Raw genomic sequence first — 12,612 nt, 5'->3', positions numbered from 1 at the left:
TTAGCACCGTTCTCATACCTCGAACAGAGACCGAATGGATTGCAAAGCCAGAGAACGAGCGCTTTGTGACGGTCAAGCTGCGTGGCGCTGGTGCTATTCAGCGGTCCATTGGCGAAGGAAAGACCCCGCGCCCGTTTCGTGGATCACGAGTCCGCGGCGGTGATCTCATCTACTCGCGCATCGACGCCCGCAACGGAGCGTTCGCGATCATTCCGGCCGATCTCGATGGGGCCGTCGTATCGAAAGACTTTCCAACCTTCGGACTGGATCTGAGTCGTGTAGATGCGGCGTACCTGACACACCTAGTGCGCGCGCCGTCCTTCTGGGCTCGCTTCCAGGCCATGAGCTTCGGGGCCACCAATCGTCAGCGAATCGATGAGCGGCTACTCCTCGCTCAGCGGGTTCCACTACCGTCAGTCCCGGAGCAACGCCGCATCAGCGCGATCCTGGGCGAGGCTGACAAGCTCCGATCTGCGACTCGGGTGGCAGCACGCGCCACGAACGATCTTGCACACGCCTGTTTTCTCGAGATGATCGGCACTCGCACGATTGCCCGGGAACGATGGCCGCACGCACCGATCGGCGCCCTCGGCACAGTCATCACGGGCAACACGCCGCCACGCTCCAACCGTGAAAATTACGGCGGCCCGTTGGAATGGGTAAAGTCCGACAATCTCCGATCCGATGGACTCTATGTCAAGACGGCCACAGAATCGTTGTCCGCGCAGGGTGCTCGACGTGCTCGACTCGCGCCGCCCGGGGCGGTGTTGGTGACATGCATCGCTGGAAGTTTGCAGTCCATTGGCACCGCTTCCCTATTGGACCGTGAGGTCGCGTTCAATCAGCAGATCAACGCGTTCGTTCCTCGCGAGCTAGAGCCTAGGTTCGCGCTCGCCATCTTCCGGGCCGACCCAGATCGAGTGCGCGAAGCTTCGAACGGCGGCATGCAGGGGCTGGTGTCGAAGTCTCGCTTCGAGGCCGTCCAGGTGCCGGTCCCTCCTCGAGAAGTTCGCGACGAGTTCGTCACTGCTGTCTCCCTCGTGGACTCGGCCGCGGCCCACCGCTCAGCGTCGCAGCGACGCTCGGATGCGCTCTTCGCCTCTCTCCAGCACCGCGCGTTCCGCGGCGAGCTGTGACACGGGCGGCCGCCACACCGACGGCCGCCCGCACCACTCTCAGTAGCCCACGGCCGCCAGACCGAACTGGATCTCGGCGTCCGTGAAGCCCTCGTACGCGAGCTGGTCATACAGGCCGTCGCGCGAGAACGACGAGAACTCGAGGTAGCTGGCGGCCTTCTCGGCGGCTTCCGCATTCCAGTCGGCACCGGCGTTGTCGGCGCCGAAGGTGGCGTCCTCGGTCGAGTAGCCCTCGTACTCCAGCTGCTCGATGAGCCCGGTGCGTGAGAACCCGGCGAACCGCAGGTACGACTGCGCCTGATCGATCGCGTTCTGCTGCGCCAGCGTGTAGACCGGCTTCGGCGCCTCTGCGGTCACGAAGACCTCTGTTCCGGCATCCGCCTTGCGACCCTCGCTCAGCGTCTGCGTCACCACCAGCCAGTCGTCGCCGGTGCCGGCCGGCACCGCGAGCACGAAGCCGGCCCCCTCCACCGCGGCACGAGCCTCGGCCACGGTCGCGCCGACCAGTCCGGGGACCTCCTCGCGATCGTCCACCGGCTCCGGCTCGGCCGCCGGGGCGACTTCTTCGGCCTCCTCGACGGCGGCCGGCTTCTCGGCGGACGCGTTATCGCCAGAGGCACGCCCACCGTTCACCGCGGCGATGATCATGCTCAGCAGGAGCAGCACGCCGAACGCGATGAGCGTCCACTGCCACCACTTCAGCGAGGGCAGACCGCGCTTGCCGGTCGCCACGGCGCCCGCGCCGGCAGGTGAGGTCGCCACCGCAGCCCCACCATCGCCCGCGGGTGCGGCCCCCACCCGCACCTGCCCTTCTTCGGATGCCGCCCCGCCGGTGGGCACGGCGGTGTGCTCGGTCCACCCGGCGCCGTCCCAGTAGCGCCGAACGGCGACGTCGCCGGGGTCGGGATACCAGCCGCGAGGCGGAAGCTGCGACTGAGCCGCGTTGTCTGCATTGAGGTTTTCGGACATGACGAACCTTCTGGTCGTTCGAGGCGCAGACCCCCAGGTATGCGCCACCGGCCGACGGCCAGTAGAACAGGACACACCAGACCTCCGACATCGGGCTGTCGAGGCACGCGTTTCGTCTCGCTGCGCTCGCTCAACGACCGGGACTTCGCGCCCGGAGTCTGTCACTCAGTCGGGTGGGAGATTTCGTGGCCGGTCGCCACTTCACCTCGGCGTCCCACCAGTACGGGCCCTTCACGTACGGCACCCCGCCGATCATCGCCACTTGCCAGCCGCCGGTGTCGATGGTGCGATGGTGGAACCAGCACAGCAAGACGCCGTTGTCGGTGTGCGTCGGCCCGCCTCGCGAGTACTCCTCGACGTGATGGATTTCGCACCACTGCGGCGGTACCTGGCACCCGGGAATGAGGCATCCGCCATCGCGAACCGTGATCGCGCGGCGCTGATGGTGGTTGAAGACCCGATCCAGCGTGACCAGCGAAACGATCCGGCCGTCATCGCCCAGCACCACCCGCTGAACGGCACCCGCGCACGCGACGTGGCGAGCCGCGGTGATCGAGATGGGCTCGTCGTCACCCGGGAGGTGCGCGTATCCGCGACCCGTCGCCAGATCCTCCTCCCGCACCGAGACCACGAGTGTCGGCGCGGCGCCGCCGAGGGTCGGCAGCTCACCGGACGCCGCAGCCGCCGTCAGCAGAACGGCCAGGGCATCGTGCTGCTTCTGCGTGCGGGTGCGCGAATCGGCTGAAGCCTCGGAGGGCGCGCTCGGGTCAGCGTCGGCGCCAGCTCCGGCTTCGCCGGCGGACCCATCGATGGTGGCGCCGGCCCTCACCTCGGTGAAGCACGGGCCGATCACCGGCGCACCGTCGCCCCGCGGGTTGAGCACGCTGTCGAATCCGAGTTGCAGCTGCGCGGCGACCTCGGGCAGGAGGTGACCGCGCACCGGAACGAGCCCGTCGCCGTCGCGACGGCCGACGGACAGTCCGCGCTTGCGCAACGCCCGTGCCTCGACCGGCTCGGCACCGTCCGGATCCAGGTACGCCGCCCATACCTGCGCGAGCGCTCGCAGCTCGTCCGCCGTTACCGGCCCTGCGGCGTCGGGACCGTCGCCGCACGCCGCGGCCGCCAGTTCTTCGTCGGCGGCAAGCAGGTCGGCCCGTCCGACGCCGCCCCGACGGAACGCCGAAGCCACCGCCACGACCGCGTCCACGCCCACCTGCCCCGCCGCGAGGGCGCCGCGCATGCCGGGGAACGACGGCGGCAGCACCTCGCCCGTCGACGGCGCGGTGCTGCGCTGCACCGCCACGGCGGCGGTGATGAGGTCGGCCGCGCTACGGCCCGAAACGCGGGTGGCCCGCTGGACGAGTTCACCGAGGTTGCGGCATCCGTATCGGGTCGTCGCCCGGTCGGGGTGCACCCGGAGATCATCGCGGTCGCGCAGCTGTGCCACGGCCTCGACCATGATCGCCTCCGCCCCCCGCTGGATGTGGCTTGCGACCGCGAGCGCCGACAGCACGTCGGCGTCGTCGCACGCGCGCAGCCCGTCGTCCAACGCCGCAGCCACCACCCCCGCGAGCGCGTCGCCAAGGTCGGCGAGGGCGGCCCCAAGGTTCGTCATGCATCCATTCTGGCGAGGGGTTCCGACATCGAAATGCCCCGGTCAACGTAACTTTTGTGTCTGTGGACAACTCTCGTCCCATGCCTCTTCCCCCCCGTTGTGGAGGAGGCGGAGTCGATGTCCGTCGCCCGCCCTACGGTGCCCCCATGACAGACAACAACGGACCTCTGGTCGAAGGCGAACCGGCCCTCCTCATCTTCGAAGCATTCGAGACGATCGTGGCGAACAGCGACGAGCACGACGGGATGCTGCACTTCGACGGCCAGATCGGCGGCGACGCGGGCGCCGCCCTCATCCACGCGCTCGGCAGAGTCACGGCCGAGCTCGCCGCGGAGGACATGCGCAGCTTCCTTCCCGGCGGGACTCGCAACAAACGCACGGACGGGCAGCGGCGCTTCGACGCGCTGATGCTTCTGATGGAACGTGTCTCGGCAGCCCTCGAGGTCGAACTGGCCGCAAGGTCCGGGCGGCATTGACGGGGCCCGCAACAGGGGCGATCGCGAAGCCCGGCAGGCAGGCGCACCGACGCCGGCAACCACACCTACCGCCGCCGACAGGCCGGCCTTCCGCGGCACGTCCCCGCCCTTCGCTAGCATGGCGCGAGGGCAGGGGCCGAGCCTGCCGCCGGGAGCGTTCGTGGGGAACTTCGACTTCGTCCGGGACCGCTGGCCGAAAGTGTGGGAGGCCGCGTCCCGCGCCGAGTCGTACCTGCGCAGCGACCCCCGCGCATCCGCGACCTACTCGCGGCGCGCCGGTGAGATGTTCACCGAGTGGATCTACGTGGCTGAGGGCCTTCCGCGCCCCTACGACGATTCGTTCGCGAACCTGACCGCGCAGGCCCCGTTCCGTCGCGCCGTGGGCGCGAACGTCGACGGCGGCCTGCGAATCGTGCGCCGGGTGGGCAATGACGCCGTGCACAAGGAAGAAGACATGCCGCTCGGGCGGGCGCGCGGCTCACTCGAGCAGCTGCACACGATCTGCCGCTGGCTCGACCACTGCTATGGAGATCCGGACGCCGCCGAGCCGGCGCCCTTCGACTTCGCCCTCGTTCCGCCGGCTCCGGCCGCGGTGGTCCAGCGGGCTCGCGCCGAGCTCGAGCGCACCCAGGCCGAGTTCGACGACGCCCGTCGTGCCCTCGCCGAGGAGCGGGAAGCGAACTCCGCCCTCAAGAAGGAACTCGAGACCCTCCGCGCCGAAGCAGCCGCCGCCAAGACGGCGAACGCGGCGGCCCACGCGGAACACGGCATCCCCGATCCGACGCTCGCCACCGAGGCCGAGACGCGACGCGACCTCATCGACCTGCACCTGCGCGAAGCGGGCTGGAACCTCGCCGACGCGCGCGATCGCGAGTGGGCTGTGAGCGGCATCCCTAGTCCTTCCGGCGCCGGGAAGGTGGATTACGTGCTGTGGGGCGATGACGGCAAGCCCCTCGCCGTCGTCGAGGCCAAGCGCACCACCAAGAGTGCGAAGGAAGGGCGGCTTCAGGCGGAGATCTACGCCGACGCCCTCGAGCGCGACTTCGGTCAGCGTCCGTTGATCTACTACACCAACGGCTTCGAGACCTGGCTCTGGGACGACCGCCGCTACCCGCCGCGCGCCGTCGCCGGGTACATGACCAAGGATCAGCTGGCCCTCGCCATCCAGCGCCGCACCACCCTCCGCCCGCTCGCGACGGCCACGATCGATCGCACCATCGTCGAGCGCCCGTACCAGCTGCGCGCCATTCGCGCCGTCACCGAGACGTTCGAGCAGCAACGCCGTCGTGCGCTGCTCGTCATGGCGACAGGCACGGGCAAGACCCGCACCGTCATCGCCCTCGTCGACGTGCTGCAGAAGGCCAACTGGGTCAAGCGCGTGCTGTTCCTCGCCGACCGCACGGCGCTCGTCAACCAGGCCGTCGGTGCGTTCAAGACCCACCTGCCCGACAGTGCCCCCGTCAACCTCGTCACCGATCGCGACAGCGAGGGACGGGTCTTCGTCTCGACCTATCAGACGGTCATGGGGCTGATCGACTCCGGCGAGGACTCCCTGCGCCGCTTCGGCCCGGGGTACTTCGACCTCATCGTCGTCGACGAGGCGCACCGCTCGATCTACAACCGCTACGGCGAGATCTTCTCGTACTTCGACGCGCTCGTGGTCGGCCTCACTGCGACGCCGCGCGCCGACGTCGACCACAACACGTACCGCCTCTTCGAACTCGACGACGGCGTGCCGACCGACGCCTTCGAGCTCGATGACGCGATCGCCGGCCACTATCTCGTGCCGCCCGCCGCGCGCCCGATCGATCTCGGATTCATGACGAGCGGCATCCGCTATGCCGACCTGTCCGAAGCCGAGCGCGAGCAGTGGGACGAGCTCGAGTGGCAGGACGGCGAGATCCCCGACCAGGTCGACGCCGCCGCGATGAACCGGTGGCTGTTCAACAAAGACACCGTCGACAAGGTGCTCGAGGTGCTGATGGCCGAGGGCCGCCGCGTGGGCGGCGGCGACGTGCTCGGCAAGACGATCGTGTTCGCCAAGAACCAGCGGCACGCCGAGTTCATCGAGTCGCGGTTCGACGCCAACTACCCCGAGCAGCGCGGCGCCCTCGCACGCGTGATCACGTACGCGTCCGGACCGTACGCGCAGACGCTGATCGACGCGTTCTCCACCCCGGGTAAGAGCCCTCAGGTCGCAATCTCGGTCGACATGCTCGACACCGGCATCGACGTGCCCGACGTGGTGAACCTCGTCTTCTTCAAGCCGGTCAACTCTCACACCAAGTTCTGGCAGATGGTCGGCCGCGGCACCCGGCTGCGCCCCGACCTCTACGGACCGGGCGACGACAAGCGCGACTTCGTCATCTTCGACGTGTGCGGCAACATCGACTTCTTCAACGAAGAGCTGCCCGAGCCATCTCCCGCCCGTTCGCTCTCGCTCTCGGAGCGCACCTTCCGGCTGCGGACGCGGCTTCTCGCGGCGCTGCAAGGTTCGGACGCGACGGATGCCGCGACCCTGCGCGCGGCGCTCGCCGGGCGCCTGCACGCCGCCGTCGCCGGCATGAATCGCGACAACTTCCTCGTTCGCACGCGCCTGCGCGCCGTCGAGCGGTTCGCCGATGCGGCGGCGTGGGAAGGCTTCGGGGCCGACGACGTCGACGAGGCCGCCGAGCTCGCCGGGCTTCCCTCCGCCGCCGAGCAGGACTCCGACGAAGCCGCCAAGAGGTTCGACGCCCTTGTGCTCGACGCCCAGGTCGCCATCGCGAGCGGAGAGCCGGCGCCCACCGGCATAGCCACCCGCATCATCGGCATCGCCCGGGCACTCGCCGATCAGCGGAGCATCCCGGCGGTCGCCGCACAGGCCGCGCTGCTCGACGCGATCGCCGATCCGGCGTGGTGGGAGGACGTCGACGTCGTGTCACTGGAGCGAGTGCGCGTGAAGCTGCGCGCCCTCGTCCGGCTGATCGGGCGCGAAGGCCAGGCGATCGTCTACTCCGACTTCGAGGACACCCTCGACGGAGTGCGCGAGGTCGCGCTCACGCGCGTCGTGCCCGGGCTCGACCGGCGGGCATTCCGCGACAAGCTCTTCGGCTTCCTCGATGGCCGCTCCGATGTCGCCCTGCATAAGCTGCGGACCGGTCGACCGCTCACGCAGGTCGACCTCGACCAGCTGCACGAAGTGCTCACATCGGCCGGCGGGGTCGACGCGGCGCAGCTGCACGACGAGGCCGCCGGTGCGGGAGGACTCGGACGACTCCTGCGCTCGATCGTCGGCATGGAGCGCTCGGCGATCGAAGAGGCCCTCGCCGATTTCGTCGCAGCACCCGGCTTCACCCACCGTCAGCACGCGTTCGTCGACCTCGTCGTGCAGCAGCTGACGATCGCGGGGTACCTCGACCCGCGGCGGCTGTACGAGGACCCCTTCGACGGCGTCGCGCCCGAGGGCCCAGACGAGATCTTCAGCGACGCGCAGGTCACCGACCTCATCGCGCGCATCCGCCGCTTCGACGACAGCGCAGATCCGGTCGCCGATCAGGCCACCGCGTAGCCGCCCGCGCCCGGGCCCCAGCCGTCACGCCCGCCAGGTTCAGCCGCCTGCGGCCGAAAGCCCGGCTCGTCCCTGGTACCCCATCGTCCAGGGACGAGCCGCACATCTCAGTGCTGTGATCCGGGCCCTTATGCACTGCACTCCCCCACCCGGACGGCTTGAAGACGTCGACGCGCCGCTGCCTTGCCAGCCCCAAGATGGCGAGGAATGCGGCTTCGCCGACCCGTTTTGCGGACGGCGTCTTCGTGGAAGACTCTAACCGCTCCCTATGATGCGCGTATAGACGCGCTAAGCCGTCTCACAGCTGCCTCTCGGCCGACGTCAAGCTCACGAACCAACGTTGAGGCCCACCAACCGGCGTGGATTCGCGAGCCGGCAGCCCACCGAACCACATCAAGCGCCCGACCGGCGCCACTCGCGCCAGCCGCTGCCCGCGTCAGAGCCGCTCGATGATCGTGGCGTTGGCCATGCCGCCGCCCTCGCACATCGTCTGCAGGCCGAAGCGGCCGCCGGTCGCCTCGAGCGCCGACACGAGCGTGCCGAGCAGGCGCGTGCCCGACGCGCCGACGGCGTGGCCGAGCGCGATCGCGCCGCCCCACGGATTGAGCTTCGCCGGGTCGGCACCGAGCTCGCGCTGCCATGCGAGCGGCACCGACGCGAACGCCTCGTTCACCTCGTACACGTCGAGGTCGTCGATCGACAGGCCGCTGCGGTCCAGGATCCGACGGGTCGCGGGGATGGGTCCGGTCAGCATGAGCATCGGGTCGTCGCCGACCACGGAGAACGAGTGGAACCGCGCCCGCGGCGTCAGCCCCAGCTCGACCGCCTTCTCCTCGCTCATGATGAGCGCAGCGGATGCCGCGTCCGTGAGCGGCGACGAGTTCCCCGCCGTGATGCGCCAATCCAGGTCGGGAAAGCGGGCGGCGAGCTCGTCGGTGCGGAACGCCGGCTTCAGCCCCGCGAGGGACTCCGCCGTCGTGCCGCCCCGCACCGTCTCGTCGAACGCGACCGCCTCGGGGCCGCCGGCCAGGACCGGCACGACCTGCGCGTCGAACGCGCCGCGGGCCCAGGCATCCGTCGCCCGCCGGTGCGACTCGGCCGAGTACTCGTCGAGTTCTTCGCGGGTGAACCCCCAGCGCTGGGCGATGAGCTCGGCAGACACGCCCTGGTTCACGAGGCCCTCGGGGTAGCGGCGCGAAACCCCCTGCGACACCGCGCCGCCGTGGGCGGCCGATCCCAGCGGCACGCGGCTCATCGACTCGACTCCGGCCGCGATCACGATGTCGTACGCGCCGGCGATCACGCCCTGCGCGGCGAAGTGCGCGGCCTGCTGGCTCGACCCGCACTGCCGGTCGATCGTGACGGCGGGGACCGACTCGTCGAAGCCCGCGGCGAGCACCGACTGGCGCGCGATGTTGAGAGACTGGTCGCCGACCTGGCTGACGCACCCCATGAGCACGTCGTCGATCTGCCGCGACTCGAGTCCGCTGCGTCCCAGCAGCGCCGTGAGCACCCCCGCGGCGAGGTCGACCGGGTGCACCGCGCTCAGCGCTCCTCCGTGCTTGCCGCGCCCGGACGGAGTGCGGACCACATCGACGATGACGGCCTGGGGCATGGGAGACCTCCTGCTCAAAAGCCTACGGCGGTGACGGATGCCGCGGCCCCCGGCATCCGTCCCTCTCCCGCGCGGCGGGTCAGGCCCGCAGCGCCGCCGCCCTCTCCTGCGCGGCCTCGAGCAGCCGGGGCACGCCCTCCTCGAGCGTCGGGCCGAAGGTGTCGCCGGGCCGCTGCCCGTCGAGCCATCGGGTGTACAACGCCTCGCAGAACACGGCCGCCTTGAAGAACGCCAGCGCTTCGTACCAGGGCAGCGACGAGAGATCGAGCGGATGCCGCGCCGCATAGCGGTCGACCAGCTCCGACGTCTCGGGAAACCCGTCGAGTCGCGTGACGGTCGTCAGTTCGAGCGGCGTCGGCCGCACACCCGGGCGCGCGTAGGTCGCGGTGAAGTAACCCAGGTCGGCGAGCGGATCGCCGAGCGTCGCCATCTCCCAATCGAGGATCGCGGCGACGCGCGCCGGGGCGCCCGGCGCGTACATCAGGTTGCCGATGCGGAAGTCGCCGTGAACGACCGATGCCCGCTGGGTGGCGGGCATCCGCTCGGCGAGCCACGCGGCGAGCTCGTCGACAGCGGGGAACGTGCGCCGCGAGTTCACCTCCCACAGCGCGGCGAAGCGTCCGACCTGCCGTGACAGGTAGCCGTCCGGGCGACCGAGGGTCGCGACCTCGCCCGTGTCGACCGGCACCGCGTGAAGTGCGGCGAGGGCGTCGACGGCGGCGAAGGCGATGCCGCGCCGACCGGTGGGGTCGTCGAGGGCCGGGGGCACGGCATCCGTCACGACATCTCCGTCGATGCGCGCCATGACGTAGAACGGCACGCCGAGCACCGCGGGATCGTCGCACTCGGCGACGATCGGCGGCACCGGCACGCCCGCCGCCGCGAGCACGCGCTGCACGCGCGCCTCGCGACTCATGTCGTGGGTCGACGGCGGGTGGGGTGGACGGGGACCGCGCCGCAGCACGAGGTCGTGCCCGCCGTACCCGATGGCGTAGGTGACGTTCGAATGCCCCTCGCCGATACGCTCCCACGCGAGGGCCCCCTGACCGAACCCGGCGTGCCGCAGGTACTCCTCGACGGCGTCGACGACGAGGAGCGGCGGGCGGTCGAGATCCGCGGCATCGGCCCAGGTCGCGACGACCTCGGTGCCATCCGGTGCCGTGATCACGGGGCTACCTCGTCGAGCCGAGCGGCGCCCGCCTCGACCTCGCGGGAGCGGGTGGATGCCGCGCGCCGCGCGATCGCCCAGCGATGGGTCTCGCTCGACCCGTCGTAGATCCGGAACGGGCGCACCTCATTGAGGTACTGGATGAGCGGCAGCGCGTCGGTGACGCCGTCGCCTCCACACAGCTGCACCGCGCGGTCGATCACGCGGAAGACCGCCTCGGAGCAGTGCACCTTGGCCACCGACGACAGCGCCTCGCCCGCACGCGGGTCTGCGACGAGCACGCGGGCGGTCTTGTCGATGATGGCGTCGGACGTCTCGAGGTCGATGACGCTGTCGGCCAGCAGCGCCTGCGCGACACCGAGATCGCGCAGGCGCGCGCCGAAGAGCTCGCGCGCGTTCGCGCGGTCCAGAGCGGTGTCGTGCGCGCGCCGCGCGAGCCCCAGCCACCGCATGCAGTGGGTCAGCCGGGCCGGGCCGAGCCGCACCTGGGCGTACCGGAACCCCAGGCCGGCTTCTCCGAGCACGTCGTCGTCGGGGACGAAGCATCCGTCGAAGTTCACGTAAGGATGCCCGCCCGCGATCGCGCCCTCGATCGTCTGCACGTCGGGACCGATCGTCACACCGGCCGCGTCGAGCGGCACGAGGAGCATCGTCGCGCCCTCGGGCGCGTCGTCGGCGGCGGGCGTGCGGGCCATCACGATCGCGAAGGCGGCGCCGTTCGCGCCGCTGATGAACCGCTTGCGACCGGTGAGGCGCCAGCCACCGTCCACCCGCTCGGCGGTCGTCGACAGCGCCCGGGGATCGGAGCCGGCCCCTGGGTGCGGCTCGGTCATCGCGAAGCTCGACCGCACGTCGCCGCGCACGAGCGGCGCCAGGTAGCGCTCGCGCTGCGCGGGCGTGCCGACCACGTGGAGCAGGTGCATGTTGCCCTCGTCGGGAGCCATGATGTTCAGCACCGCGGGGCCGATCGGCGAGTAGCCGGCCTCCTGGAACACCGGCGACCACGCGTCGAGCGGCAGGCCGAGGCCGCCGTACGCCACCGGCGCATGCGGAGCGAACAGCCCGGCATCGCGGGCCTGCGCTCGCAGCTCGTCGCGCACCTCATCGGTGAGCGGGGCGCCGGGGGCGGGCTCTGCCGGCAGCACCACCTCGCGGATGAACGCGCGCGTGCGGTCGCGGAGCTCGCGGACGTCGGGGATGCCCCGGGCTCCGGGGTCTTCGGAGACGGATGCCGCGCTCATGCCGCGCCCCCCGCCCCGAGCAGTCCGCCGTCCAGGGTGAGCACCTGGCCGGTGATCCACGATGCATCGTCCCCGACGAGGAAGGCGACCGCCCCGGCGACGTCGTCGGGAACCCCGAGGCGCCCCATCGGATAACCGCCCGCGACCTCCTCCTCGCGCCCCTCGTACAGCGCCCGCGCGAAGCGCGTCTTGACCACGGCCGGTGCGACGGCGTTCACCCGCACCCGCGGGGCGAGCTCGACCGCGAGCGTCGTGGTGAGGTGGGCGACGGCGGCCTTGGTGACGCCGTACCACCCGATGCCGGGTGAGGGGATCGCACCCGTCACCGACGACAGGTTGACGACGCTGCCGCCGTGGCCGCCCTCGCCCAGCCCTCGGCGCAGCGCCTCCTGGGTCCACGCCAGGGTGGACACGACGTTCACCTCGAGGATCTTGCGGGCGGCGCCGAGGTCGAGCTCGGCGACCGGGCCGTACACCGGGTTGATGCCCGCATTGTTGACGAGGATGTCGAGGCCGCCGAACTCCGACACGACGCGGTCGAGCACGGCATTGCGGTGCTCGGCATCGTCGGCGGCGCCGGCCACACCGATCGCGGACCCCTCCGGCAATGAGGCCACCGCCTCGTCGAGCTCGTCGGCGTGACGCGCCGTGAGGCACACCCGCGCCCCCTCGGCGGCCAGTCGCGCGGCGATGGCGAGGCCGATCCCCCGGCTCGCGCCCGTCACGATCGCCGTGCGTCCGTGCAGCGGTGTGGTCATCTTCGTCCTCACTCTCCCAGGGCGGCGGCGCCGTGCGGCGGCAGCCCCCGCGTTTAATCGTGCGTAAGAAAGCCGGCCCGCACA

9 protein-coding genes are annotated in these 12,612 nt (G+C 70.7%); 3 read left to right on the top strand and 6 right to left on the bottom strand.

All coding sequences use genetic code 11. From position 1 onward, the window contains the following. Positions 1-65 precede the first annotated feature (65 nt). Positions 66-1,136 (top strand): restriction endonuclease subunit S, encoded by a 1,071-nt coding sequence (locus tag IM770_RS18195; protein WP_203581621.1) that lies wholly within the window; start codon positions 66-68, stop codon positions 1,134-1,136. 39 nt (positions 1,137-1,175) lie between these two features. Here IM770_RS18195 and IM770_RS13300 read toward each other — a convergent pair whose 3' ends face one another. Together IM770_RS13300 and IM770_RS13295 are read right to left on the bottom strand one after the other, a co-directional pair. Then, positions 1,176-2,105: an Ltp family lipoprotein gene (locus tag IM770_RS13300; RefSeq protein WP_203581620.1), complete on the bottom strand. Its 930-nt coding sequence runs from the start codon at positions 2,103-2,105 to the stop codon at positions 1,176-1,178. Positions 2,106-2,235: 130 nt separating this feature from the next. Further along, positions 2,236-3,720 (bottom strand): HNH endonuclease signature motif containing protein, encoded by a 1,485-nt coding sequence (locus IM770_RS13295; protein ID WP_203581619.1) that lies wholly within the window; start codon positions 3,718-3,720, stop codon positions 2,236-2,238. Positions 3,721-3,866: 146 nt separating this feature from the next. Between IM770_RS13295 and IM770_RS13290 the strand changes: the two genes are divergently transcribed. Beyond that, entirely contained in the window at positions 3,867-4,196 is a 330-nt protein-coding gene (locus IM770_RS13290) for a DUF222 domain-containing protein (RefSeq protein ID WP_203581618.1), read from the top strand. A 160-nt stretch (positions 4,197-4,356) separates the two neighbouring features. After that, on the top strand, positions 4,357-7,746 hold the full coding sequence (locus tag IM770_RS13285) for a DEAD/DEAH box helicase family protein (protein WP_203581617.1): 3,390 nt from the start codon (positions 4,357-4,359) through the stop codon (positions 7,744-7,746). 436 nt (positions 7,747-8,182) lie between these two features. On the opposite strand, the gene IM770_RS13280 is transcribed toward IM770_RS13285, so the two are convergent. The 4 genes from IM770_RS13280 to IM770_RS13265 form a co-directional block, all read right to left on the bottom strand. Then, complete coding sequence (locus tag IM770_RS13280) at positions 8,183-9,361, bottom strand: thiolase family protein (protein ID WP_203581616.1); 1,179 nt, start codon at positions 9,359-9,361, stop codon at positions 8,183-8,185. 79 nt (positions 9,362-9,440) lie between these two features. Then, positions 9,441-10,529: a phosphotransferase family protein gene (locus IM770_RS13275; RefSeq protein WP_307785461.1), complete on the bottom strand. Its 1,089-nt coding sequence runs from the start codon at positions 10,527-10,529 to the stop codon at positions 9,441-9,443. Then, a complete protein-coding gene (locus IM770_RS13270) occupies positions 10,526-11,770 on the bottom strand; it encodes an acyl-CoA dehydrogenase family protein (RefSeq protein WP_203581615.1) in 1,245 nt (414 codons plus the stop codon). The genes IM770_RS13275 and IM770_RS13270 overlap by 4 nt, the downstream gene beginning before the upstream one ends. Then, complete coding sequence (locus IM770_RS13265) at positions 11,767-12,528, bottom strand: SDR family oxidoreductase (RefSeq protein WP_203581614.1); 762 nt, start codon at positions 12,526-12,528, stop codon at positions 11,767-11,769. The genes IM770_RS13270 and IM770_RS13265 overlap by 4 nt, the downstream gene beginning before the upstream one ends. Positions 12,529-12,612 lie beyond the last annotated feature (84 nt).

It is taken from the genome of Microbacterium hibisci, from assembly GCF_015278255.1.
Taxonomy (GTDB): domain Bacteria; phylum Actinomycetota; class Actinomycetes; order Actinomycetales; family Microbacteriaceae; genus Microbacterium; species Microbacterium hibisci.
This window is presented reverse-complemented; position numbering and strand designations above follow the sequence as displayed.

What these genes read in the sequence shown, in the direction of transcription:
- IM770_RS13265 (WP_203581614.1), bottom strand. Translation starts at nt 12,528, where the DNA reads ATGACCACACCGCTGCACGGACGCACGGCGATCGTGACGGGCGCGAGC.
- IM770_RS13280 (WP_203581616.1), bottom strand. Translation starts at nt 9,361, where the DNA reads ATGCCCCAGGCCGTCATCGTCGATGTGGTCCGCACTCCGTCCGGGCGC.
- IM770_RS13300 (WP_203581620.1), bottom strand. Translation starts at nt 2,105, where the DNA reads ATGTCCGAAAACCTCAATGCAGACAACGCGGCTCAGTCGCAGCTTCCG.
- IM770_RS13270 (WP_203581615.1), bottom strand. Translation starts at nt 11,770, where the DNA reads ATGAGCGCGGCATCCGTCTCCGAAGACCCCGGAGCCCGGGGCATCCCC.
- IM770_RS13295 (WP_203581619.1), bottom strand. Translation starts at nt 3,720, where the DNA reads ATGACGAACCTTGGGGCCGCCCTCGCCGACCTTGGCGACGCGCTCGCG.
- IM770_RS13290 (WP_203581618.1), top strand. Translation starts at nt 3,867, where the DNA reads ATGACAGACAACAACGGACCTCTGGTCGAAGGCGAACCGGCCCTCCTC.